The 24,353-nt window shown below is 72.5% G+C and carries 20 protein-coding genes and 1 riboswitch; of the genes, 11 read left to right on the forward strand and 9 right to left on the reverse strand.

Features of this window, described 5'->3' with window-relative positions; all coding sequences use genetic code 11:
* Nucleotides 1–126 precede the first annotated feature (126 nt).
* Together ACIGWZ_RS04950 and ACIGWZ_RS04955 are read left to right on the forward strand one after the other, a co-directional pair.
* Nucleotides 127–1,344 carry a histidine kinase gene (locus ACIGWZ_RS04950; protein ID WP_400061986.1) on the forward strand — a complete coding sequence of 406 codons (1,218 nt, stop codon included), beginning with the start codon at nt 127–129 and terminating at the stop codon, nt 1,342–1,344.
* A complete protein-coding gene (locus ACIGWZ_RS04955; RefSeq protein ID WP_400060925.1) occupies nt 1,341–1,946 on the forward strand; it encodes a response regulator in 606 nt (201 codons plus the stop codon). The genes ACIGWZ_RS04950 and ACIGWZ_RS04955 overlap by 4 nt, the downstream gene beginning before the upstream one ends.
* A gap of 131 nt (nt 1,947–2,077) precedes the next feature.
* On the opposite strand, the gene ACIGWZ_RS04960 is transcribed toward ACIGWZ_RS04955, so the two are convergent.
* Entirely contained in the window at nt 2,078–3,523 is a 1,446-nt protein-coding gene (locus tag ACIGWZ_RS04960; protein ID WP_400060927.1) for an MFS transporter, read from the reverse strand.
* A 559-nt stretch (nt 3,524–4,082) separates the two neighbouring features.
* Here ACIGWZ_RS04960 and ACIGWZ_RS04965 point away from each other — a divergent pair.
* On the forward strand, nt 4,083–5,210 hold the full coding sequence (locus tag ACIGWZ_RS04965) for an FAD-dependent oxidoreductase (protein ID WP_400060929.1): 1,128 nt from the start codon (nt 4,083–4,085) through the stop codon (nt 5,208–5,210).
* A gap of 196 nt (nt 5,211–5,406) precedes the next feature.
* Here the strand turns inward: ACIGWZ_RS04965 and ACIGWZ_RS04970 are convergent, their stop codons facing one another.
* Together ACIGWZ_RS04970 and ACIGWZ_RS04975 are read right to left on the reverse strand one after the other, a co-directional pair.
* Nucleotides 5,407–6,600 (reverse strand): lipid-transfer protein, encoded by a 1,194-nt coding sequence (locus tag ACIGWZ_RS04970; protein WP_400060931.1) that lies wholly within the window; start codon nt 6,598–6,600, stop codon nt 5,407–5,409.
* Nucleotides 6,601–6,653: 53 nt separating this feature from the next.
* Nucleotides 6,654–8,837, reverse strand: a complete 2,184-nt coding sequence (locus tag ACIGWZ_RS04975; RefSeq protein ID WP_400060933.1) for an acyl-CoA dehydrogenase — start codon at nt 8,835–8,837, stop codon at nt 6,654–6,656.
* A gap of 391 nt (nt 8,838–9,228) precedes the next feature.
* Between ACIGWZ_RS04975 and ACIGWZ_RS04980 the strand changes: the two genes are divergently transcribed.
* The 4 genes from ACIGWZ_RS04980 (at nt 9,229) to ACIGWZ_RS04995 (ending at nt 13,284) form a co-directional block, all read left to right on the forward strand.
* Nucleotides 9,229–9,888, forward strand: a complete 660-nt coding sequence (locus tag ACIGWZ_RS04980; protein WP_400060935.1) for a class I SAM-dependent methyltransferase — start codon at nt 9,229–9,231, stop codon at nt 9,886–9,888.
* A gap of 57 nt (nt 9,889–9,945) precedes the next feature.
* A complete protein-coding gene (locus tag ACIGWZ_RS04985) occupies nt 9,946–10,899 on the forward strand; it encodes an N-acetylmuramoyl-L-alanine amidase (protein WP_400060937.1) in 954 nt (317 codons plus the stop codon).
* Nucleotides 10,900–11,120: 221 nt separating this feature from the next.
* Nucleotides 11,121–12,044 (forward strand): hypothetical protein, encoded by a 924-nt coding sequence (locus tag ACIGWZ_RS04990; RefSeq protein ID WP_400060939.1) that lies wholly within the window; start codon nt 11,121–11,123, stop codon nt 12,042–12,044.
* A gap of 229 nt (nt 12,045–12,273) precedes the next feature.
* The gene (locus tag ACIGWZ_RS04995; protein WP_400060940.1) at nt 12,274–13,284 is read left to right on the forward strand and encodes an LLM class F420-dependent oxidoreductase; all 1,011 of its coding nucleotides are present in this window, start codon (nt 12,274–12,276) and stop codon (nt 13,282–13,284) included.
* 44 nt (nt 13,285–13,328) lie between these two features.
* On the opposite strand, the gene ACIGWZ_RS05000 is transcribed toward ACIGWZ_RS04995, so the two are convergent.
* Nucleotides 13,329–13,898 carry a hypothetical protein gene (locus tag ACIGWZ_RS05000; protein WP_400060942.1) on the reverse strand — a complete coding sequence of 190 codons (570 nt, stop codon included), beginning with the start codon at nt 13,896–13,898 and terminating at the stop codon, nt 13,329–13,331.
* A 228-nt stretch (nt 13,899–14,126) separates the two neighbouring features.
* Here ACIGWZ_RS05000 and ACIGWZ_RS05005 point away from each other — a divergent pair, with 228 nt between their 5' ends.
* Complete coding sequence (locus tag ACIGWZ_RS05005) at nt 14,127–14,651, forward strand: DinB family protein (RefSeq protein ID WP_400060943.1); 525 nt, start codon at nt 14,127–14,129, stop codon at nt 14,649–14,651.
* A gap of 205 nt (nt 14,652–14,856) precedes the next feature.
* On the opposite strand, the gene ACIGWZ_RS05010 is transcribed toward ACIGWZ_RS05005, so the two are convergent.
* From ACIGWZ_RS05010 to ACIGWZ_RS05020, 3 genes are all read right to left on the reverse strand, one after another.
* A complete protein-coding gene (locus ACIGWZ_RS05010) occupies nt 14,857–15,924 on the reverse strand; it encodes a prenyltransferase/squalene oxidase repeat-containing protein (protein WP_400060945.1) in 1,068 nt (355 codons plus the stop codon).
* A complete protein-coding gene (locus ACIGWZ_RS05015) occupies nt 15,921–16,787 on the reverse strand; it encodes a class I SAM-dependent methyltransferase (RefSeq protein WP_400060947.1) in 867 nt (288 codons plus the stop codon). The genes ACIGWZ_RS05010 and ACIGWZ_RS05015 overlap by 4 nt, the downstream gene beginning before the upstream one ends.
* Before the next feature lie 123 nt (nt 16,788–16,910).
* Complete coding sequence (locus tag ACIGWZ_RS05020) at nt 16,911–18,263, reverse strand: glycosyltransferase family 4 protein (RefSeq protein ID WP_400060949.1); 1,353 nt, start codon at nt 18,261–18,263, stop codon at nt 16,911–16,913.
* Nucleotides 18,264–18,558: 295 nt separating this feature from the next.
* On the opposite strand from ACIGWZ_RS05020, the gene ACIGWZ_RS05025 reads away from it, so the two are divergent.
* A complete protein-coding gene (locus ACIGWZ_RS05025; RefSeq protein ID WP_400060951.1) occupies nt 18,559–19,200 on the forward strand; it encodes a TetR family transcriptional regulator in 642 nt (213 codons plus the stop codon).
* Nucleotides 19,201–19,463: 263 nt separating this feature from the next.
* Here ACIGWZ_RS05025 and ACIGWZ_RS05030 read toward each other — a convergent pair whose 3' ends face one another.
* Together ACIGWZ_RS05030 and ACIGWZ_RS05035 are read right to left on the reverse strand one after the other, a co-directional pair.
* Nucleotides 19,464–19,697, reverse strand: a complete 234-nt coding sequence (locus tag ACIGWZ_RS05030; RefSeq protein ID WP_400060953.1) for a ferredoxin — start codon at nt 19,695–19,697, stop codon at nt 19,464–19,466.
* Nucleotides 19,697–21,151: an aldehyde dehydrogenase gene (locus ACIGWZ_RS05035; protein WP_400060955.1), complete on the reverse strand. Its 1,455-nt coding sequence runs from the start codon at nt 21,149–21,151 to the stop codon at nt 19,697–19,699. Before ACIGWZ_RS05035 ends, ACIGWZ_RS05030 begins: the two co-directional genes overlap by 1 nt.
* Nucleotides 21,152–21,515: 364 nt before the next feature.
* On the opposite strand from ACIGWZ_RS05035, the gene ACIGWZ_RS05040 reads away from it, so the two are divergent.
* Nucleotides 21,516–22,613 (forward strand): MBL fold metallo-hydrolase, encoded by a 1,098-nt coding sequence (locus ACIGWZ_RS05040; protein WP_400060957.1) that lies wholly within the window; start codon nt 21,516–21,518, stop codon nt 22,611–22,613.
* Between the two features lie 178 nt (nt 22,614–22,791).
* A riboswitch (cobalamin riboswitch) is annotated at nt 22,792–22,863 on the forward strand.
* A gap of 200 nt (nt 22,864–23,063) precedes the next feature.
* On the forward strand, nt 23,064–24,344 hold the full coding sequence (locus ACIGWZ_RS05045; RefSeq protein ID WP_400060958.1) for a prenyltransferase/squalene oxidase repeat-containing protein: 1,281 nt from the start codon (nt 23,064–23,066) through the stop codon (nt 24,342–24,344).
* The last annotated feature ends 9 nt before the right edge of the window (nt 24,345–24,353 follow it).

Below are 24,353 nucleotides of genomic sequence, written 5' to 3' on the forward strand. Positions count from 1 at the left end.
CGGCAGGCCCTCGGCGGCGAAGACCGCGGCGGCAACGACACCGACGGCACCCCTTGCCTCACCAAGGGGGCGGAGAAGAAGCCGCACCGGGGGCCCGGCAAGTACGCCTTCCTGCCCTGGCTGCTGATGGGCCTGGGCGCCTTCTCCAACATCATCCAGGGCAAGACGGGCAACCCCTGGCTGGCCGGCCTCGGGCTCCTGGCCTTCAACTCCTTCTACCTCACCGTCGTCTGGTCCTCCTTCAGCCCGAGGCTGCGCGACTCCCGCTATCCGGTCATCGCGCTGGGTGTGCTGACGGTCATCACGTTCGCCATCGCGCTCGGGTTCGGCGGCAACTGGTTCCTGTTCTTCCCGCTGCTGTCGCTGGCCTCCGGCACGGTCCGCAGCCTGCGCGGAAAGAAGCTCTTCCTGTGGCTGATCACACTCAGCGGCACGGCCGGGTACCTGTCCGGATGGCATCACGAACGCCCGTGGGGCTCGTTCGGCATCGGCTACGGCACGTTCCTGTCCGGCGTGGTCACCGCCACGGTCCTCAGCCTCTTCGACACCATCCAGGAGCTCAACACCACCCGCCAGGAACTGGCCCGTAGCGCCGTGGAGAAGGAGCGGCTGCGCTTCTCCCGCGATCTGCACGACCTGCTGGGGCACACCCTGTCGGTGGTGGTGGTCAAGGCCGAGGCGGTCCGCCGGCTGGCGCCGCGCAATCTGGAGGCGGCGCTCGGGCAGGCCGCCGATATCGAGGCGGTCGGCCGTCAGGCGCTGACCGAGATCCGCGAGGCGGTCACCGGCTACCGCGAGGGCAGCCTGAGCACCGAGCTCGACCGGGCCCGCTCGGTGCTGGAGGCGGCCGGCATCGAGCCCGTCGTACGGCAGGCGGGGCCGCCGCTGCCGACACAGGCCGAAGCGCTGCTGGGCTGGGTGGTCCGCGAGGGCGTCACCAACGCCGTCCGGCACAGCCGCGCCACCCGATGCGAGATCGACGTCGGCGCCGACGAGGACCGCGTACGGCTGACGATCACGGACGACGGCCGCGGTCCCGTAAGCTCCGGTGCTGCCCCGGCACACGGCCTGGCCTGGCTACGGGACCGGACCACGGGGCACGGCGGTGACGGCGCGGGGGGCGGCGCAGGCGGTACGGACGGCACGAGCCGTACGAGCGGCGCGGCGGACCCCGGGCGTTCCGGTCCCGTGGGCGGCACCGGTCTGAAGGGGCTGGCCGAGCGGCTGGCCGCGGCGGGCGGCACCCTGCGGAGCGGGGCCGACGGCCGGCGCGGCTTCCGGGTCACGGCCGAACTGCCGGTCGGCACGGGCGATATGGCGGATGTGGAGGAGTTGACCAGGTGATCAAGGTCCTGCTGGCCGAGGACCAGGGAATGATGCGGAGCGCGCTGGCGCTGCTGCTCGACCTGGAGGAGGACATGAAGGTCGTGGCCCAGGTCGCGACGGGCGACCAGATCGTCCCCGCCGCCCTGGACGCCCGCCCCGACATCGCGCTCCTGGACATCGAACTCCCCGGCTGCAGCGGCCTGGACGCCGCGGCCGATCTGCGCGAGCAACTGCCGTCCTGCAAGGTACTGATCGTGACGACCTTCGGCCGCCCCGGCTACCTGCGCCGCGCCATGGAGGCCGGGGCGTCCGGTTTCCTGGTCAAGGACGGACCCGTGGAGGATCTGGCGGCGGCGATACGGCGCGTACTGGCCGGTGAACGGGTCATCGACCCCGGCCTCGCCGCGGCGGCCCTGAGCGCCGGCCCCAACCCGCTCACCCCGCGCGAACGCGACGTCCTCACGGCGGCCGTCGACGGCGCCACGGTCGCCGACATCGCCACCAAACTCCACCTCTCACAGGCCACGGTCCGCAACTACCTCTCCGCGGGCATCGGCAAGACCGGCACCCGTAACCGTATGGAGGCCGTGCGGGCGGCCCGGCGCAACGGGTGGCTTTAGCAGGCCGGGCCGGCCGTAAGGGACCGGCGGCCTAGCAGGCCTGGCCGGCCGTTTGGGACCGGCGGCGGGGACGACGGCTCCCGTTGCGGGTGGCGGTAAGGCGGCAGGGTCCGTTCGGTCCGGCCGCCCGCTCAGCCGTGGCCGACGTCCGCCCGGCGGCGGGGCAGGGCGAGGACCATCAGCGCGATGCTGCCGAGCAGCACCACCGACCCGACCTGGAACGCCAGGCCGTAACCGTCCGCCAGCCCCGCCCCGCCGTGCCCGCCGGCGATCCGGGAGGCGGCGACGGTGGACAGGACCGAGAGGCCGAGCGCGCCGCCCATCTGGCGGGAGGTGTTGATCAGGCCGGAGACCAGGCCCTGGTCGGCGGGGTCGGCGCCGGAGGTGGCGATGGAGGCGACCGGCGTGGCGGTCAGGCCCGCGCCCAGTGCCATCAGGATGCCGGGGCCGAGGATGGTGCCGAGGTAGGTGCCGTTGGCGTCCATCGTTCCCTGCCAGACCATGCCGCTCGCGGAGATCACCGCTCCGGTGACGGCCAGGCTCTTGGCGCCCAGCCGGTTCATCAGCCGCGGCGCGATCTTCGAGCCCAGCACGATGGACAGCGAGTGCGGGATGAAGGAGAGCCCCGCCTCCAGGGGCGTATAGGCCAGCACGTTCTGGGTGTAGAGGGACAGGAAGTACCACATCGAGAACATCGCGGCGCCGGACAGCACCATCGCCGCGTTCGCGGAGGAGACCGAGCGCAGCCGGAAGAGTCCCAGCGGCATCAACGGGGCCTTGGCGCGCGCCTCGACGGCGATGAAGGCGCCGATCACGACCAGCCCGGCGGCGAGCGGCAGCAGCGCGGACGCCGAGACCCAGCCGTCCGTCTCGGTCTGCACGATGCCGTACGCCACCAGGCCGAGACCACCGGTCGCCAGGACCGCGCCGGGCACATCCAGCCGCCGGCCGGACCCCTGCCGGCTCTCGATCAGCCACACCACCGCGCCGACCAGCACCAGCGCCCCGACCGGCACATTGATCAGCAGCACCCAGCGCCACGACAGATACTCGGTGAGCACCCCGCCGACCAGCCCGCCCACCGCGCCGCCGCCGGCGCCGACCGCCGTCCAGGTGGCTATGGCCTTCGTACGGGCCGGGCCGGTCGGGAACGACGTCGTCAGGATCGTGAGGGTGGCCGGGGAGAGAACCGCCGCGCCGACGCCCTGGATCGTACGGGCGGCGATCAGCTGCCAGGGCTGTTGGGCCAGCCCGCCGGCCAGGCTCGCGATGGTGAAGAGCATCAGCCCGACGACGAAGATCCGCTTACGGCCGAAGAGGTCGGCGGCCCGGCCGCCGAGGAGCATGAAGCCCGCGAAGGTGATGACGTAGGCGTTGACGATCCACTGGAGGCCCAGTTCGCTCAGGCCGAGGCCGGTCCGCATGGCGGGCAGCGCCACGTTCACGACGGAGACGTCCAGCACGACGAGGAACTGTCCGGCACAGACCACCAGCATCACCAGCCAGGGCGGTGCGGCCGTGCGGCGCTCGGTTCCGGACAGCGTGGTGGGGGTGGCTATCGGGGGCATGCGGACCATGCTCGCATTCGACGCTTGCACCCTGCATCGGTATATCGGCGCATCCGCGAACTGCGGGAAGACCTAGGCCGGGAGACGGAGGCCGGAGGCGGGCGGGGGTGGCGCTCACCGCGATAAATCCTTCGGCGGCACCGCCCGGCGGGGCTTAACGTGCCCTCATGGGAATCGGCGTCCGGGTTCGGGCACGCACAGGCGCGGTCGAAGCCGTGTGCATGCATCCGGCCTCCGCAGCCCGCTGCGGGCGGGGGGTGGGCCGGAACCTGCCCGTGCGCGGGTGCGGCGGCTCCTGCGACGACGCCGTGTCCAACCGGTCGCACCTCAGGATCCGCGTCCCGGAACTCCGGGCCCCGGCGGGCGGCGCAACCGCCTCAGAAGCCGAGGTGGTCGACGCAATCCTTGCCCCGGCCGTCCACGTCGAGTGCAAGGCTCACCGGCGCCTCGTCCGCAACGGCGACTGACGCCGCCACTGGCGCCACAGGCCCGTGGCGCCCACGGGAGCCGGCCCGGACCCGATACCGCCCGCTCCCCCGTACCCCCCTCCTCCGATCGGAGCACCACCATGTCCACCATCCCCCGTATCGCGATCGTCGGCGGCGGCCCCGGCGGCCTCGTCTGCGCCCGCACCCTTCAGCGGCACGGCATGCCCGTCACCGTCTTCGAGAGCGAGGCCACCCCCGACTCCCGTTCGCAGGGCGGCACTTTCGACATCCGTGACGACACCGGCCAGGTGGGCCTGCGCGCCGCCGGACTCTTCGACCAGTTCCTCGCCCTCTCCCGGCCCGAGGGCCAGGAATTACGCCTCATGGACCGGTCGGCCACCGTGCTGCGTCACCACCGTCCCGAGCCCGGTGACACCGGTGCCCCGGAGATCGACCGAGGACAGCTGCGCGCCCTCCTGCTCGACTCCCTCACCCCGGGCACCGTGCGCTGGGGCCACGCGGTCGAGAAGACCGTCCCGCTGCCCGACGGCACCGTCCGCCTGGAATTCACCCGCGGCACCGCCGAAGAATTCGACCTGGTCGTCGGCGCGGACGGCGCCTGGTCGCGGGTGCGCCCCGCACTCTCGGACGCCCGACCCGCCTACAGCGGCGTCACGTTCGTCGAGGTCCATTTCGACGACGTCGACCGCCGCTTCCCCGCCATCGCCGAACGGGTCGGCCAGGGCATGATGTGGGCCAAGGCCGGGCGCCTGAGCCTGATCGCCCAGCGCAGCGCAGACGCCCACATCCGCGTCCACGTCGCCTTCCGCGGCCCGCTCGACTGGCACGAGGGCATCGACCTGGCCGACACCGAAGCCGTGCGCGCCCGCCTGCTGGGCATGTACGAGGGCTTCGACGAGAGCCTGCGCGACCTGATGCGCCACAACGACGGCGCGTTCACCAACCGGCCCGTGTTCGTCCTCCCGGCCCCGCACACCTGGAACCGCGTCCCCGGCATCACCCTGCTCGGCGACGCCGCCCATCTGATGCCGCCCGCCGGCGTCGGCGCCAACCTCGCCCTGCTCGACGGCGCCGAACTCGCCCGGAGCATCATCGACCGGCCCGGCATCGACGACGCCGTCGCCGCGTACGAGAACGTCATGCTGCCCCGCTCCATCGACCGGGCCACCACCACCGCGGACATCCTCGCGGCCCTGATGCCCGACACCGACTCCACGGATCCGGCGTTCCCCGACTTCTTCGGCTAGGGCGCTTCTGACGGATCTCCGTCGTCGCGACGCCGCGGAGATCCGTCAGAAGCGCCCTAGGGGCAGAGTGCGCGAGGTCGTGGCGGTCGGACGGTGCCGCCCGCCGCGACCCGCCACCCGGCAGGGGTGTTGCGCGTCGTGGTCGATCCCCGGTCCGTGGCCGGTCGCGGAGACGCTCTCGGCGCGGACTCCGACGTCACTTCCGCAGCAACGTCACCACCGCCGCGCCGCCCAGCCCGATGTTGTGCGCCAGCCCCACCCGGGCCCCGGGCACCTGGCGCTCCCCCGCCGTGCCCCGTAGCTGCCACACCAGCTCGGCGGTCTGGGCGAGGCCGGTCGCGCCCAGGGGATGGCCCTTGGAGATCAGGCCGCCGGAGGGGTTGACCACCCATCGGCCGCCGTACGTCGTGGCGCCGTCGGCGACCAGCTTGCCCGAGTCCCCGTCCGCGCACATGCCCAGCGCCTCGTACGTCAGCAGCTCGTTGATGGAGAAGCAGTCGTGCAGCTCGATGACGTCCACGTCCTCGATGCCCAGTCCGCTCGCCGCGTAGACCTGCCGGGCCGCCGCCCGGGACATCGGCTTGCCGACGACGTCGATGCAGGAGCCGGAGGCGAAGCTTTCCTCGGTGTCCGTGGTCATGGCCTGGGCGGCGATCTCCACCGCGCGGTCGGCCAGGCCGTGTTCGCGCACGAAGCGTTCGGAGGCGATGACGGCCGCGGCCGCGCCGTCGGAGGTCGGCGAGCACTGGAGCTTGGTCAGCGGCCGGTGGATGGTCTTGGCGGCGAGGATCTCCTCGACCGTGTAGACGTCCTGGAACTGGGCGTGGGGGTTGTGCGCGGAGTGCCGGTGGTTCTTGGCGCCGACCGCGGCGAGCTGTTCGGCGGTGGTGCCGTGGCGCTCCATGTGCTCGCGGGCCGCGTTGCCGAAGATCTGGGCGGTGGGCGGGGTCATCTCGAAGCCGTGGGCGGCCGCCATCACCCCGTAGTGGCGGGCAACCGGGGACGTCGCGAAGTCGCCGCCGTCCGCGCCGCCGCCGAGCGCGCCGCGCTTCATCTTCTCGAAGCCGAGGGCCAGGACGCAGTCGTTGACGCCCGCCTCGACGAACTGACGCGCCATCATCAGCGCGGTCGAGGCGGTCGCGCAGTTGTTGTTGACGTTGTAGACGGGGATGCCGGTCAGCCCGAGTTCGTACGCGGCGCGCTGCCCGGCCGTCGAGGCCTGGTAGCAGTAGCCGACCGGCACCTGCTCGACGGCCTCGTATCCGATCCCGGCGTCGACGAGCGCTTTGCCACCGGCCTCCTTCGCCATGTCCCAGTACTGCCAGTCGCGGGTCTCGGGCTTCTCGAACTTGGTCATCCCGACACCGACGATGTACGCCTTGCCAGCCATGCAGGTCCTCCTGGAGGGTCGCCAAAGAGCTGCCGGAGAGAGTCACCGGGCGGTCAGATCAGGGGGCGGGGCTCCGGGTCGCGGGGCAGGCCCAGCAGCCGCTCCGCGACGACGTTCAGCTGCACCTGGGTGGTGCCGCCCGCGATGGTCAGACAGCGCGACATCAAGAAGCCGTGCAGCGCCCGCTCGCCGGCCCCCTCGCGTACCGCGCCGTCCGGGCCGAGCAGCTCCAGCGCCAGCTCGGCGACCTTCTGCTGGTGCGGGGTCTGCACCAGTTTGCGGATGCTGGCGCCGGCACCCGGTTCCAGGCCCGACACCTGCTGGAGCGTGGTGCGCAGTCCGATGCAGCCCAGGGCGTGCGCCTCGGCGGCCAGTGCGCCCACCCGGGCCCGTACGGCTCCGTCCAGTTCGGCCGAGCGGTCGATGAGCGCCGTCAGCCCGGTGTCGAAGGTCAACTGGTCGGCCATGTGGACGCGTTCGTTGTCCAGGGTGGTACGGGCGACCTTCCAGCCGTTGTCGACCTCGCCGACCACCGCGTCGGCGGGCAGCAGCACATCGTCGAAGTAGACCTCGTTGAAGAGCGCGTCGCCGGTGATCTCCTTCAGCGGGCGGATGTCGATCCCGGGGGTCTTCATGTCGACGAGGAAGAAGGTCAGCCCCTTGTGCTTGGGCGCGTGGGGGTCGGTGCGGGCGAGGAGGATTCCGTGGCTCGACCACTGGGCGGCCGAGGTCCACACCTTCTGGCCGTTGATCCGCCAGCCCCCGCTCTCCGTCCGCTCGGCGCGGGTGCGCAGCGAGGCCAGGTCCGAGCCGGCCTCGGGCTCGGAGAACAGCTGGCACCAGAGGAGGTCGCCGCGCAGGGAGGGCAGCAGATAGCGGTCCTTCTGTGCGTCGGTGCCGTGGGCGATGAGAGAGGGGACGACCCAGGTGGCGATGCCCAGGTCGCTGATCCTGACGTCGGCCGCCGCCAGTTCCTGCTGGATGGCGAGTTGCCGAACGGGGTCGGCGCCGAGTCCGTAGGGCCTGGGCAGGTGGGGGGCGGCGTATCCGGTGGGGGCCAGTGCGCGGCGGGCGGCTGCGGGGTCGAGGCCGCGTACGGCGTCGATGACCGTACGGGCCTCGTCGCGGTGGGCCGTCGCCTCGGCCGGGAGTTCCAGGCGCAGTGCGCGGCGGGCGCCGTCGGCGCCGTAGCGGGCGGCCCGCAGCCGGTGGGCGTCGCCGCCGCCGAGCAGCTGGCGGGCCGCGGTGGCCCGGCGCAGATGGAGATGGGCGTCGTGTTCCCAGGTGAAGCCGATGCCGCCGAGGATCTGAATGCAGTCCTTGGCGCAGGTGAAGGCGGCGTCGAGCGCGGTGGCGGTGGCCAGCGCGGCGACCAGGCCGCGGACCTCGGGGGCCTCGTCCACGGCGCGGGCGGCGTCCCAGACCAGGGCGCGGGCCTGTTCGCCGCGTACGAGCATGTCGGCGCAGAGGTGTTTGACCGCCTGGAACTGGCCGATCGGCCGGCCGAACTGTTCGCGCACCGCGGCGTGTTCGGCGGCGGTGGCCAGCGCCCAGGCGGCGGTGCCGCAGCCCTCGGCGGCGAACAGGACCCCGGCCAGGTCGCGGACGAGTGCGCTGTCGACGGCCAGGAGGCGCCCGGCGGGCACCGCGACGCCGTCGGCGGTCACCTCGGCGGTCGGCCGGGTCGGGTCGGCGCTTTCCTGGACGCGTACGGACAGCGTTCCGGCGTCGACCGCGAGCCAGAGCGTGCCCGTGGAGGCCTCCGCGGCCAGCACGATCAGGTCCGCGTCGCCGCCGGCCGGGACGGGGGGCGCGACGCCGTCGAGGACGTAGCCGTCGGCGCCTTCGACGGCGGTGAGGGAGCCCGTGCCGAGTGCGACGGCGCCGAGGAGTTCGCCGGCCGCCATGGCCCCGGCGAGGTGCCGGTGTCCGCCGCGGCGGAGCAGCTCGGCGGCGAGGGTGGTGGGCAGGTACGGGCCCGGGAGCCCGGCGCGGCCCATCTCCTCCAGGACGACGGCGAGGTCGAGCAGTTCGCCGCCGCCTCCGCCGTCGGATTCGGGCAGATGCAGTCCGAGCAGGCCCTGTGCGGCGAGCCCGTCCCAGTAGGCGGGCCTGCCGTGCCGGCCCGGTGGGGCGTCGAGCAGCTTGCGGATCTCCTCGGGCGGCATGGCCCGCGCGGCCCAGCCGCGCGCCGCCTCGGCCAGGTCACGTTGCTCTTGCGTGATTCCGATGCCCATGGGCGGCAGACTAGAACACGTTCCATTCTGACGGAAGGTCAGCAGCACCGCGGGAACCGTTCCGCCCGGATCCGGCACGCGTTCGCATTCATCCGGAAACGGTCCGGATCCAAACCGGAAACAGTTCGGTGAATTTCCACCACTGGCCGCCAATACCCGCATCCCGCGCCCACGCCCGCCCCCGCCCGCCCCGAATTCCCCGCATTCGGGCATCCGGTAATCGATCGGCAGGAAATACGGGCCGGCCCGCGCGCCGATATCCGGAATCGGAATACATGGTTCCGGGCGGACCTCGATTTGCCCGGCCGACGGGTACCCGCACACCGGCCATCCCGCCCCGTACGGCAGCATGAGCCACCCGACCCCCGACCGCACCACCAGGAGGAAGCCCATGGCCGCTCCCACGGCTCCGACAGCTCCGCAGCCGGAGATTCTCGCCGCGTTCGAGGCGGCGAAGGGCTTCATGCCCGTGGACGAGGGGCTCGCTCTGTACGCGGCGGCGGTCGAGGCGGCGGCGCTCGGGCTGCCGCTGGTGGAGGTCGGCACGTACTGCGGCCGGTCCACGATCCTGCTCGCGGACGCCGCGCGGGGCGCGGGCGTGGTGGCCGTCACCGTCGACCACCACCGTGGCAGCGAGGAGCAGCAGCCGGGCTGGGAGTACCACGACGCGACGGTCATCGACCCGGAGGTCGGCCGGATGGACACGCTGCCCACCTTCCGCCGCACCCTGCACGCCGCGGGGCTGGAGGAGCATGTGATCGCCATGGTGGGCCGGTCCCCGCAGGCCGCGGCCGTCTGGCGGGCGCCGGTGGGCCTGGTGTTCATCGACGGCGGGCACACCGACGAACACGCCGCCGCCGACTACGAGGGCTGGGCGCCGCATGTCGCGCCCGACGGTCTGCTGGTCATCCACGACGTCTTCGCGGACCCGGCGGACGGCGGCCAGGCCCCGTACCGCATCTACCGCAGGGCGCTGGAGTCCGGCGCCTTCACCGAGGTCGCGGCGCACCGTTCGCTGCATGTCCTGCGGCGCACCGGCTCCGGCATCTGAGCAGGCCGGACGGGCACCGAAGGGCCGGTACGGACCGCGCGGGCTACGATCGCGGGCGTGTCGAACGGCAGTACTTTCCCCCCGCACCGCCGCCTGCGCGGCACCACCGTCCTCCTTGTGCTGGCCGCCGTCCTGGTGGCCGCCGCCGTGGGCTATCTGGTCCTCCGGCCGCACAGAGGCAACGGCGGCGAGCCACCGGGGGCCGCGCACCCCGCCCCCGGCGCGTCCACCGGCGGCGGCCTCGAACCGGACAAGAAGGACGGCGCGAAGGACGGCAAGGGCGACGGTTCCCATGGCGGCGGGAGCGGCCACGGCAAGGGCAAGGGCAATCCGCACGGCAGCCTCAAGGGGAAGACCGTACTGATCGACCCCGGGCACAATCCGCGCAACCGCGATCACGGCCGGGAGATCGCCCGGCTGGTGAACATCGGCAACGACCGCAAGGAGTGCGACACCACCGGCACCTCCACCGACGCCGGTTACGCCGAGGCCTCCTTCACCCTGGACGTCGCCCGCCGGACCCGTACGCTCCTCCAGCGCCAGGGCGCCAAGGTCGTCTTCACCCAGGACGGCGACCGTCCGTACGGCCCGTGCGTCGACGAGCGCGCCGCCGCCGGGAACAGGGCGCACGCCGACGCCGCGGTCTCCGTCCACGCGGACGGCTCGGACGTCGGCAACCGCGGCTTCCACGTCATCCTGCCCGCGCGCGTCACGGCGGGCGCGGCCGACACCGCCGCGATCGTCGGGCCCTCGCGGCAGCTGGGTGAGCGACTGGCCGGACGGTTCGTGGCGGTCACCGGAAGCGCTCCGTCCAATTACATCGGCGACGGCACGGGCCTCGACGTACGCTCCGATCTCGGCGGCCTCAACCTCTCCACGGTGCCGAAGGTGTTCCTCGAGTGCGGCAATATGCGCGACCCGAAGGACGCCGCGCATTTGACCGACGCCGCCTGGCGGCAAAAGGCGGCGCGCGGGATCACCGAGGGCATTACGGACTTCCTGACAAGCTGACCGGACCCCGCGATACCGCCCGCGCACGGCATGCCATACGACACTCATACGGCGCCCGTGCGACACCGTGTACCGCATTCCCCACAGGAACCGATACCAAGAAGACGGCCCGGCGGATTCGGCGATAGGTTCCCCTTTACGATGGAACCCTGCCGTGCCTCGCACCGCGCGCGCCAGCGACAGCGTCCAACAGATCCACGAAAACGACAAAGGACCCTTACGTGAACATCCGCTCCCTCACTCGAGGCGACGGCGTGGTGATCGGAGCAGCGGTGTTGCTGTTCATCGCCTCGTTCCTCAACTTCTACTCCATGAGTTGCACCGGCGAGTGCGGCGACGGGACGAACGCCTGGGAATCCAAGATCTTCCCGGTCCTCCCGTCGATCTTCCTTGCCGGCCTCATCGCCGCGGCGCTGATCGTCGTCGGCCGCGCGCTGGGCGACCGCAAGTTCTCCGGCCTGGACCTCGGCCAGCTGGGCACCGGCATCGCCCTGTCCGGCGCCTGGGCCGCACTGTGGATGCTGTTCGACAGCGCCCTGCGTGGCCCCTCCTACGGCGGCACCGTCGTGATCGGCATCGGCCACATCCTCGGCTTCATCGCCCTGCTGGTGATCTCGGGTGTCGCGGTGGCCGGCGCCAAGATCCCCGCCCTTCAGGCCAAGCTGCTCCCCGACACCCCGGCCGGCGGCCCGTCCCCGTACGGCGTGAACCCCAACCCCGGCTACGGCTACCCCGGCGCCCAGCAGCAGGCGCAGCCCGGCCAGGGCTACGGCTACCCGGGCGGCCAGCAGCTGCCGCAGCCCGGACAGCCCCAGCCCGGCCAGCCCTACGGCCAGCAGCCTGCCGACGCCACGGCGGGCGGCCCGCAGGGCGCGGCCGCTCCGGCAGGCGCTGCCCCCGCGGGTGCCGCTCCGGCGGGCGCCACCCCCGCGGCCGGAGCGTCGGCCGACTTCGCGCCGTTCTGGTTCGCGGTGCCCGTCGCCCGCCCACTCTACGGCGAGGACGGCTCCCCGGCGCCGATCGCCGAACTGGCGCCCGGCACCTGGTACCTGGCGGTCGAGCAGCGCGGCCAGGCCCTGATCGCGCAGACCCAGGACGGCCGGCGCGGCGTGCTTCAGGACACCACCGGCATCCAGCGCGGCTGACACCGGACGCACGGCCGGACGCGCAACCGGACACACAGCGGTCCTTTCGCGGCCCCTCGCCCCTCGCGGGCGGGGGGCCGCTGCCGTGTCCGCCGCCGGATCGCGCCCCGTCCGCCGCCCGGCCGTTGCCATGTCCACGGCCCGGCCGTACAGTTCGCCCGATACCGCGTTTCTGACGGAGCGTCAGGAATGGGGAATGTCGGGTGAGTGACCGGAGAGGGGCGGCCGTATGCGACTGGGGCTGGCACTGGGCTACTGGGGCCGCGGCCCCGACCCCCGGCACCTCGAACTCGCCCGCGAGGCCGAGCGCCTGGGCTATGACTCGGTGTGGACCTCGGAGGCCTGGGGCTCGGACGCCTTCACGGCGCTGACCTGGATCGCCGCCCACACCTCCCGCATCTCACTCGGCACCGCCATCGCCCAGATGGCCGCCCGCACCCCCACCGCCACCGCCATGCACGCGCTCACCCTCGACCATCTCTCCGGTGGCCGGATGCTGCTGGGCCTGGGGCTGTCCGGGCCGCAGGTCGTCGAGGGGTGGTACGGGCGGCCGTTCCCCAAGAGCCCGCTGACCGCGACCCGCGAATATGTGGAGGTCATCCGCCAGGTCCTGCGCCGCGAGCACCCGGTGGAGGTGGACGGCCTCTTCCATCCGCACCCCTACCGCGGCGCGGACGGCACCGGCCTCGGCAAACCGCTGAAGCCCATCACCCACCCGCTGCGCGCCGACCTGCCCGTCCTCCTGGGCGCCGAGGGCCCCAAGAACATCGCCCAGACGACCCGGATCGCCGACGGCTGGCTGCCGCTGTACTGGTCGCCGCTGCGCACCGACGTCTACCGGGCGTCGCTGGCGGACGCCCCGGACGGCTTCCGCATCGCCCCGATGGCACGCGCCGTGGTCTGCGACGACGTCGCCGAGGGGCTGCTGCCGGTCAAGGCGATGCTCGGGTTCTACATCGGCGGGATGGGGCACGCGGCCAAGAACTTCCACGCCGACCTGATGGCCCGCATGGGGTACGAGGAGGAGGCGCGACGGATTCAGCAGCTCTTCCTCCAGGGCCGCAAGGAGGAGGCGGTGCTGGCCGTGCCGGATGCCTTCGCGGACGAGATCTCGCTGGTCGGACCGCGCGAACGGATCGCGCAGCGGCTGGAGTTGTGGCGCTCCGGGCCGGTCACCGACCTCCTGGTCACCGCCCCGGACCCGCAGACGCTACGCGTCCTGGCCGAGCTGAACTCCTGACGACGCCACCGCCCGCCCGCTCAGCCGAACGACGGTGGACGTCGTCAGCCTCCCAATTGCGAGGCGGACGGGACCTTGTCCTTCACCTCCGCGCCGGCGCTGCGGCCCGCCCCCTTGACCTCGTTGATGACGTTCTGGAACGAGCCGACGTCGTCGCCGCTCACGTCGCCCTTGCGCAGTTTGGTGCCCAGGCTCTTGAGCGAGTCGATGCCGCTGGTGAGCGGGGCGACGGCCTTGGACAGGGTCGGGTCGCCCTTGGCGTTGCCCACCGCGGCCTTGAGCCTGTTGTAGGTGAACACACCCGCCAGGCCCGCCTTGACCAGCGCGAACGTCCGCCCGTCCGCGCCCTTCTTGAACTTCCCGGCCCGGTACGGCTTGATGATCCACTGGTAGGTCGCACCCGCCGCCAGGCCCGCGTTGGTGACGAACCGCGTCTTGGCGAACTTCTGGCTCTCCGCGGAACTGGTGCCGCCGGGCGACGCGGAGGAGCCGCCGGTGTCGTCCTTGGGGCCGCAGCCGGCCACCCCCAGCGTCAGGGTGCAGGCCAGCAGCAGAGAAAGGGCGGCCCGGCGCAGCGGCAGCCGGTCATCGGTACGGGGCGGGGAAAAGGGCACGGCACGCCTCCGGCGGGCTCGGTCGTCTGCGGACACGTCCGCAGCGTGACCCGGCGGCCGGACCGCCGCCACCGGAAGTAGCCCGTACGGGGCGGCCCGGGTCCGTCCGCGGTGCCCGGTGGGATTCCGGAACGGACCCACCTGGGGGCCGCACCGGACGATCCCGTTCGCGGTCAGGTGCGGCCTTCCCCGGTGGCGGCCGGGCGACCTTGTGCAAAGGTGGCTCGCATGGCCATGACACCGGACGGGCGCCGCATCCCGCCCCCACGTGCCGATGAACGCACCACGCTGGAAAGCTGGTTGGACTTCCACCGCGCGACGCTCGCGTCGAAGTGCGCGGGGCTCGACGACCGTCAGCTGCGTCGGGCGGCGGCGCCGTCGCCGATGACGCTGCTGGGACTGGTCCAGCACCTTACGGAGGTCGAACGCAACTGGTTCCAGCGGGTGTTCGCCGGCCATGACGTGCCGCCGGTGTACGGAGAGGGCAAGGGGGACGGCTTCGAGCTGGTCCCGGAGCGCGGGATCGATGAGGCGCTGGCCGTTTGGCGCGCGGAAGTGGCACGGGGCCGCGAACTGATCGCCGGCTCGTCGCTGGAGGACTCCGGCGAGCTCCCCGCCCGGGAGGCCGCCCACGTCGGGGAACCGGAAGTCTCGCTGCGCTGGATCCTGGTCCACATGATCGAGGAGTACGCGCGCCACAACGGCCACGCCGACCTGATCCGGGAGGGCATCGACGGCGTCACGGGCGCGTGAAGGTCACGGGCGCGTGAGGCACGACCGGCGGAGCACGGACGGAGCCCCGTCCGCCCGCCGGTCCGGCGCGATCGGGAGCGCCGGGCGCGGCGCCCGCCTCACCGGTGAGGTGGACGGGGCGGGTCGCCCCGCCCCGGAAGCGACCGGGCCCCGCGTGGGGGCGGTGCTGCCGGGGCGACGCGGACCGGCGGATGCGGAGAAGGTCCTAACAGCAGTCCGGGGCCAGCCCCGCGGGCAGCCGCTCCCCGCCGAACACCGAGGTGGTCGCCTCGTCGCCGCCCAGGGCGGCCACCGCGAGCAGCAGCGAACCGGCCGTCCAGGAGGTGAGCTCCCGTGGCCAGATCGCGTCGTCGTCGAAGACGTAGCCCGTCCAGTACATGCCGTCCTCGGCGCGCAGATGCTGGATCCACTTGAGGATCTGCACCGCCCGGTCCGACTCCCCCATCGCCCACAGCGCCAGCGCCAGTTCGGCGCTCTCGCCGCCGGTGACCCAGGGGTTGGGCAGCACGCAGCGCACTCCCAGGCCGGGTACGACGAAGTCTTCCCAGTCCGCGTCGATGCGCTCTCGGGCCTGGGCGCCGCGCACCGCGCCGCCCAGGACGGGGTAGTACCAGTCCATGGAGTAGCGGGCCTTGTCCAGGAACCGCTCGGGGTGGCGGCGTATCGCATGGCCCAGGCGGCCGACGGCCAGCTCCCAGTCGGGCTGCGGTTCCTCCCGCTGCTCGGCGAGGGCCAGCGCGCAGCGCAGCGCCTGGTAGACGGAGGACGAGCCGGTCAGCAGCGCGTCCTTGACCGGGGTGCCGTCGTCCTCGCGCTTCCAGCCGATCTCGCCGCCGGGCTGCTGGAGCTCCAGGACGTACTCGATGGCCGCGTAGACGGCGGGCCACATGCGGTCGAGGAAGGTCTCGTCGCCGGTGGACAGGAAGTGGTGCCAGACGCCGACCGCGATGTAGGCGCAGAAGTTGGTCTCCCGGCCGCGGTCGGTGGGGGCCTCGGCGTCGCCGTCGGCGTAGGCCGCGTACCAGGAACCGTCCGGATTCTGATGCCGCACCAGCCAGTCGTACGCCGCCTCGGCGCGCTCGTGCTCGCCGGCCGCGTCCAGGGCCATGGCGGCCTCGGTGTGGTCCCACGGGTCGAGGTGATGGCCACGGAACCAGGGGATGGCGCCGTCCTCGCGCTGGATCGCCACGATGCCCGCGACCGTACGCGCCGCCTGTTCGGCGGTGAGTACCCCCGGCAGCACCAGCCGTTCGGTACGTCCGGGACTCGTCACTTGGCGGCCCCGGCGGCGGACTTGGCGGACGTGGCGGAGGTCTTGGCCGGCTTGGCGGCGGCGGCCTTGGCCGGCTTGGCGGACCGGGCCGCCTTCTTGGCCTCGGGGGCCGGCGCGCTCGCTTCGGTGGCCGCGGCGGGCTCCTCGGGCAGATGCGGCTTGGTGGCGTAGGCGACGAAGCTCTTGCCGATGACGGGGTTGAGCGCCTGCTCGGCGAGCCGGGTCGCCAGCGGCTTCTTCATGATGTCCCAGACCAGCAGCTTGTGGTACGCCTTCACCGGCAGCGCCTTGTCGTTGTCCACCCCGAACGCGCACTTGAGCCACCAGTACGGGCTGTGCAGGCCGTGCGCGTGGTGGGTCCCGTACGGTTCGAGCCCCGCCTCCCGCATCTTGCCCAGCAGTTCGTCGCCGCGGTAGATGCGGATATGGCCACCCTCGACCTCGTGGTAGGCGTCGCTGAGCGCCCAGCAGATCTTCTCGGGGCCGTAGCGGGGGACGGTGACGGCGATCCGGCCGCCGGGCTTGAGGACCCGGACCATCTCGGCGAGCACGCCCTTGTCGTCCGGGATGTGCTCCATGACCTCGGAGATGATCACGACGTCGAAGCTGTCGTCGGGGAAGGGCAGCGCCAGCGCGTCGCCCTCCATGGCGGTGGCGGAGGCACCGGCCGGGGCCTCACCGGCCTCCTTCATCGCGGCGAACCACTTGGCGACCTCGCGGATCTCGTCGCCGTTCTGGTCGAGGGCGACGACCTGCGCGCCGCGCCGGTAGCACTCGAAGGCGTGCCGGCCGGCGCCGCAGCCCAGGTCGAGTACGCGGTCGCCCGGGGCGAGCGGGAAGCGGGAAAAGTCGACGGTCAGCACGGCGTTCTGCTTTCGTCCGGCGGTAGTTGGGCTGTGGCGCGTAGCGCCGTCTTCTGGGGTGGAGATCGGGCGACGGGTGGGCTGGGTTGGCTGCGACGTGTGCGGAAGGGCGGTAGGGAGGTGTCAGGTGCGGCGGGCGGCGGCGGTGCGGCCGCCCTGGAGGGCGATGGCCGCGCGGTAGCGTTCGGCAGTGCCGATGGCGGCCTGCCGCCAGGTGAAGCGGGCCAGGACGCGTTCCCGGCCGGCCGCGCCGAGGCGGCGGCGCAGCGCCTCGTCGCCCAGCAGGCGCAGCAGCCCGGCGGCGAGCGCGCCGGAGTCGCCCGGCGGCACCGCCAGGCAGGTCTCGCCATCGGTCCCGGCGACCTCGGGGATGGCGCCGCCGGTGGTGGCCAGCAGGGGCGTCCCGGTGGCCATCGCCTCGGCGGCGGGCAGCGAGAAGCCCTCGTAGAGGGAGGGCACACAGGCGATCTGGGCGCTGCGGACGAGGTCGACGAGTTCGGCGTCGCTGATCCCCTTGACGAACTCGATGGCGCCGGACAGGCCGAGCCGCTCGATGGCGGCGGCGACCGGCCCGTCGTCGGCGCGCTTGCCGACGACCACCAGATGCGCCTCGGGGTTCTCGGTGCGGACCTTGGCGAGCGCCTCGACGAGGTGGATCAGGCCCTTGAGGGGGACGTCCGCGCTGGAGGTCGTGACGATCCGGCCCGGCACCTCGGGGACGGCGGGGTCGGGCGAGAAGAGGTCGGTGTCGGCGCCGATGTGGACGACGTGGATCCGGCCGGGGTGGACGCCGAGGTCGTCGACGATCTCCTGGCGGGAGGAGCCGGAGACGGTCAGGACGGACGGCAGGCGGCGGGCGACGCGCTTCTGCATCCGGGTGAATCCGTACCAGCGGCGGACCGAGGCGCGGCGCTTCCAGCCGTCGGCGGCGTTCAGGTCGAGGCGCCGGTCGACGGTGATGGGGTGGTGGATGGTGGTGACCAGCGGGGCGCCGAGCGCGCCGGGGCCGCCGAGCAGGCCGTAGCCGAGGGTCTGGTTGTCGTGGACGACGTCGAACCGGCCGCGGTGGGCGGCGAGATGGCGCCGGGCGCGCAGCGAGAACGTCAGCGGTTCGGGAAAGCCCCCGGTCCACATCGTGCCGACCTCGAGGGCGTCGACCCAGTCGCGGTACTCGCCGCGTTTCGGCGTACGGAACGGGTCGGGCTGGCGGTAGAGGTCGAGGCTGGGCAGTTCGGTCAGCGTCACTCCGTCGTCGAGGACGGGATAGGGCTGGGCGCCGATGACCTCGACGGTGTGGCCGAGCCGCGCCAGCTCGCGCGAGAGGTGCCGTACGTAGACGCCCTGCCCGCCGCAGAACGGGTTCCCCTTATAGGTGAGCATCGCGATGCTCAGGGGGCGATCACCGCCCGTCGGGGCGGAGGCCGAGGGGGCCTCTGCCGGGCGGGGCGCGGCTGCCTGGACGGCCTCTGCGGTCACGCTCGGCCCCCTTCTCACTGGACTTTCGCCGGAGCGTAACCGCTGGCGGTAATCTAGAACAAGTTACAGAACTGATCGGACGGCGATCGAACGGCCGTCGACCGGCGACCGGCCCGGCGACCGGCCGCCGACCGGTTACCGATCAGTTCAGGAAGTGTTGAATCTACCGGCCGAGAACGAAGCCAACAGAGGCGCACCAGGTGATTCGCGCCACGACCCGACCCCCTGCCATGCTGTGCCGATCACACCACCGGCACTCACCGCACAGCGGATGGAAAGCCACGGAATGGGACACATGACTACGGAATCCAAGGCGGCCAGGACGGCCGGGCCGACGCTTCCCGCGAGTCCTCCCCTGACCGAGCGTCAGGAGGCCCGGCGCCGCCGCATCCTGCACACCAGCGCCAAGCTGGCGTCCCGTGGCGGATTCGACGCCGTACAGATGCGGGAAGTCGCCGAGCTCTCGGGCGTTGCGCTCGGCACCCTCTACCGCTACTTCCCCTCCAAGGTGCATCTGCTGGTCGCCACCATGCAGGACCAGCTCCAGCACATGCACGAGACGCTGCGCAAGCGCCCCCCGTCCGAGGAGGATCCGGGCGCACGGGTCGCCCAGACCCTGATGCGGGCCTTCCGCGCCCTGCAGCGCGAGCCGCATCTGGCGGACGCCATGGTGCGCGCCCTGACCTTCGCCGACCGCTCGGTCAGCCCCGAGGTGGACACCGTCTCCCGGCTGACCACCGCGATCATCCTCGACGCCATGGGGCTGGACGGCCCGCCCACCCCCGAACAGCTCTCGGCGGTCCGGGTCATCGAGCACACCTGGCACTCGGCCCTGATCACCTGGCTGTCCGGACGCGCCTCCATCGCCCAGGTCAAGATCGACATCGAGACGGTGTGCCGACTGATCGGGGTGACGGCGCCGGAGTCCGCGGAGTAGCCGGAGTGCGCGGGTGGGAGTCCGCGGAGCAGCGGGAGTCCGCGGAGTAGCCGGAGTCCGCGGGTGGGAGTCCGCGGGTGGGAGTCCGCGGAGTGGCCGGAGTCCGCGGAGTGGCCGGAGTCCGCGGAGTGGCGGGCGGGCGGGTGGGCGCGGGACGTTAGCCCCGCCTCCCACCTGGGTAGTTGGCCCCGCAAGGGGCCCTCCGTACCCTTACGGGTCCGCCGCCCCCGCCCCTTACGGGGCTCCCACTCCACCCGCCCCCCTCACTCCTCCGGCGGGAACACGGCCTCCCCCGTCTTCGCGACGGTGATCAGGATCGCCTCCACCGGACACCCCTCGGCCGCCGCCAGCACGCCCTCGGAGGCCTCCCCCTCCGGCGCCACCGGATGCGACTGCCGCGCCGAGTCCAGCCGGAAGCCGTCCGGCGACGCACCGACGCACATCCCGGACCCGATGCACACGCTCCGGTCCACCTCCACCCGCCAGCGGTCCCCCATCACGCACCCGCCGGCAGATGGATCATCTTGTGCTCCAGATACTCGCCGAAGCCCTCCGGCCCGAACTCCCGCCCGATCCCGGAGTTCTTGTAGCCGCCGAACGGGCCGAGCATGTCGATGCTGAAGGTGTTCACCGAGTACGTACCGGTGCGCACCCGCCGCGCGATGTCGATGCCGCGGTCGAGGTCCGCCGTCCATACGGAACCCGACAGGCCGTAGTCCGAGTCGTTGGCGATCCGTACCGCCTCCGCCTCGTCCTCGTACGGCAGCAGACAGATGACCGGGCCGAAGATCTCCTCGCGGGCGATCCGCATGGAGTTGGCGACCTCGCCGAAGAGGGTCGGCTCGACGTACCAGCCCGTGGCCTGGTCCTTCGGCCGGCCGCCGCCGGTCAGGACCTTGGCGCCCTCCTGCTGCCCGAGCGCGATGTAGTCCAGCGAGCGCTGCTGCTGGCGGCGGGCGACCAGCGGGCCCAGTTCCGTGGCCGGATCCAGCGGGTCGCCGACCTTCAGCGCGGACGCCGCCGCGGTGAACCGTTCGGCGATCTCGTCGTAGCGGCTGCGCGGCGCGAGGATCCGCGTCTGGGCCACGCAGGCCTGGCCGTTGATCATCCAGGCGAACGGCACGATGCCGGCCACCGCCGCATCCAGGTCCGCGTCCGGCAGGATCACGGCCGCGGACTTGCCGCCGAGTTCGAGGGTGACCCGGCTGAGATTGCGGGCCGCGACCTCCATGACCCGCTTGCCCGCCGCCACCGAGCCGGTGAACGACACCTTGTCGACCCCCGGATGCCCGACCAGATACTCGCTCACCTCACGGTCCGCGGGCAGGATCGACAGCACCCCCTCCGGCAGCCCGGCCTCGGTCGCGATCTCGGCGAGAACGTACGCGTCGAGCGGGGTCTCCGGCGACACCTTCAGCACCGCCGAACAGCCGGCCAGCAGCGCCGGTGCGAGCTTGGCGGCCGCCGTGAACTGCGGGACGTTCCACGGCACCACGGCCGCGACCACCCCGGCCGGCTCCCGCCGTACCAGGATCGGACCCAGCGCCCCGGCCCGGCGCTCCTCGAAGGGGAAGTCACGGGCCACGGTCAGCGCCGAGTCCCACGCCATCATCGCGGCCAGCGACTGCACCATGACGCCGGAGGTGAACGGGGTGCCGTTCTCCGAGCTGATGACCTTGGCGATCTCCTCGCTGCGTACCGCGATGGCGTCCTTGATGCGGGTCACCACCGCGATCCGGTCCTCCAGAGGGGCGTTCGCCCAGACCCCTGAGTCGAAGGAGGTACGGGCCGCGGCCACCGCACGGTCGACGTCGGCCCGCGAGGCGTGCGGGACGCGGCCGATGACCTGTTCGGTGTGCGGTGAGACGACCTCGATCGTGTCGCTGCCGGCCGGGTCGACCAGCTCACCGCCTATATAGAGCTTTCCGTGCTCGACGAGGTCGTGGCTCATCGCTGCCGCCTCCCGACGGTTCTGACGGTTGCTGCCCTGGTTGCCGTGCTGGTGCCTGTGGTGGTTCGTGTGCCGGTTGCTGCGCTGGTCGCCGGTGTGCGGGGGTCGGTCCCGGGGTTCGATCCCGGGGGTTCGGGCTGGGGGTTCGGGCTGGGGGGTCGGGCTCGGGGTTCGGGCTCGGGTTCCGGTTTTCTGACGCTGCATCAGCTTCTGCGTGCCGCACAGGAACTGATACCAGTTCTAGTTGCCGGAGTCCACGGGGCGGACCGAATCCCAACCCCGTTCCCGCAAGGGCGACTTCAGGCAACCTTGAAACCAGTTCTAGTTATAGTGAAGTTGTACGGCACACCGAGAGGGGACCGGGATGACGACACAGGTGACCGACCACCAGGGCGGGGTGTGGAGCATCGCGGTGCCCATCCCTGACAACCCCCTCGGCCACACCCTCGTACACCTCCTGGAGACGGACCGCGGGCCGGTGCTGATCGACACCGGCTGGGACGACCCGGAGTCCTGGGACACGCTCGTTGCCGGGGTCGCTGCGTGCGGCTTCGCCCTCGCCGACATCCACGGCGTGCTGATCACTCACCACCACCCCGATCACCACGGACTGTCGGCCAAGGTGCGGGAGGCGTCCGGCGCATGGATCGCGATGCATGCGGCCGATACGGCCGTGGTCCGGCGCACCCGGGAGGCCGCGCCGGGGCAGTGGCTGGACTATCTGCTCGTCAAGCTGACGACGGCGGGCGCGCCGGAGGAGCATCTGGCGCCGCTGCGGGAGGCTCGCGCGAAGGGGGGTGGCCGAAAACTGCCCGGCCGACGGGCCGCGCTGCCGGACCGGGAGATCGAACCCGGCGAGCTGCTCGATCTGCCGGGGCGACGCGTGCGCGCGATCTGGACGCCGGGGCATACGCCGGGACATGTGTGCCTGCATCTGGAGGAGGAGCATCCGGGGGCGGGAACCTCGGGGCGGGCCGGCGGTTTCGGGCGGCTCTTCTCCGGCGATCATCTTCTGCCCGGCATCACCCCGCACATCGGCCTGTACGAGGCCCCGGACGAGGAGGGAAATCCCCCCTCCTACGCGAACGCGGTGGAGGGCTCGGGGGAGGTCATCGACCCCCTCGGCGACTACCTCGACTCCCTGGAGCGGATCGGTCGGCTGGCACCCGCCGAGGTGCTGCCCGCACATCAGCATGCGTTCAGCGACGCGGGCGGGCGCGTGCGCGAGCTCATCGCTCACCATGAGGAGCGGCTGTCCGGATTGAGAGCACTGCTCCGCGAACCGCTCACCGCCTGGCAGCTCGCCGAGTCCATGGAGTGGAACCGCCCCTGGGACCAGATCCCCTACGGCTCCCGCAACATCGCCGTCTCGGAAGCCGAGGCACATCTGCGACGCCTGGTGAAGCTGGGGCACGCCGAGAGGGTGCCGGGCTCGGAACCCGCGACGTACCTCGCGGTGTAAGGACCGCGGTACAAAGACGCGGCCGCCGCCGGTGACTTCCGTAACAGCCCCGGACGCAGGACGACGGCCGACGGCCGGGTACGGCCCGGGACGGGGCGTTCGTCGTCCCCGCACGGAGGGCGGGGACCCTACGGCCGCCGGTTAGGGTGTGCGGGACAACTTCATCCGTGCCCGATCGGGGGAAGCCGGTGGAAATCCGGCGCTGACCCGCAACCGTGAGGACGGCCCGGCCGTCCGAGCCGGAGCACCCGCTGGGGCACGACCAAGGCTCCCGCCACCAAGGCCGTCCCCGGCCGTCCGGTGAGCGGCACCGTCGAGGTATACGGAGCTGAGCCCGGTGCCACCGCCGCGATCCGCCGAACGGCGCGCGGACGGTCGGCCGAGCGCGGCTGCGTACCACCGCGGCGAACCGACCCGAGAGGCACCGACCCGATGGCCACCATGGCTCCCATGACGCATTCCCTCGCCGTCCTGGCACGCCGCGCCGCCCCGGCGCTGGCCACCGCGGCGCTGCTGGGCGCAGCCGCTGCCCCCGCCGCGTACGCCGACGCCGCCGCCCCGTCCGCGTCTCCGAAGAAGCTGCCGGCCGGTCTGTACGGGACCGGCGACCCGCAGTACGACGGCGTCTGGCGGCAGTCGCTGGCGCTGCTCGCGCAGGACACGGTGGGCGTGCGGCCCGCGGCGTCCGCCGTCGACTGGCTCACCGGGCAGCAGTGCGCCGACGGTTCGTTCACGGCCTTCCGCGCCGATGCGGGCAAGGCCTGCGACGCCAAGACGATGCGGGACACCAACCAGACCGGCGCCGCGGTGCAGGCACTGGCCGCGCTCGGCGGGCACGACGACACCGTGAAGAAGGCCGTGAGCTGGCTGAAGTCGGTGCAGAACGAGGACGGCGGCTGGAGCTCGCTGCCCGGGTCGGCCAGCGACGCCAACTCCACCTCGGTGGTCATCGGCGCGCTCGCCTCGGCCGGCGAGAAGCCCGCGTCCGTGACGGCGAAGAAGAGCGGCAAGAGCCCCTACGATGCGCTGCCGGCCTTCCAGCTGGGCTGCGACGCCAAGGAGGGCGAGCGCGGCGCGTTCGCCTACCAGCCCAAGGACGGCAAGCTCGCCCCGAACGCCGATGCCACCGCGGCGGCCGCGCTGGGCGCCCTGGGCAAGGGCTTTGCCGTGGCGCCCGCGGGCAAGGACGTGAACACGCCGATCAAGGCGCTGACCTGCAAGGACGGCAAGTCCGGTGGGAAGAAGGACCTGGAGTCGGCCGCGGAGGGCGCGGACGCCTACCTCGTCGCGCAGCTCGACAAGCACGGGCAGCATCTGCTGTCCGCGATGCCGGGCGCCGAGGCCCAGCCCGACGTCGGCAACACGGCCGACGCAGTCCTCGCGCTGGCGGCCGGTTCGCACGGGGCCGCCGCGCAGAAGCCCCTGAAGTGGCTGGAGAAGAACTCTGCGGGCTGGGCGAAGCAGAGCGGTCCCGCCGCCTACGCCCAGTTGGTGCTCGCCGCGCACGCCGCCGGCGCCGACCCGCACTCCTTCGGCGGCACCGACCTGGTGGCCGCGCTGAACGCCACCGGGCCCAAGCCGGCCGGCAGCGCGGCTCCGGCGCCCGGCCCGGAGAAGGACGCCAAGGACAACGACAGCGGCATCCCGTGGTGGATCATCGGGGTCGGGCTCGCCTTCGGCGCCGGGATCGGCTTCCTGCTCAGCAGCCGTAAGAAGAAGAACGAGCTGTGAGCCGGCGCA

Origin of the sequence: Streptomyces sp. NPDC053427 (genome assembly GCF_044544985.1) — a bacterium.
In the GTDB taxonomy this organism is placed as follows: domain Bacteria; phylum Actinomycetota; class Actinomycetes; order Streptomycetales; family Streptomycetaceae; genus Streptomyces.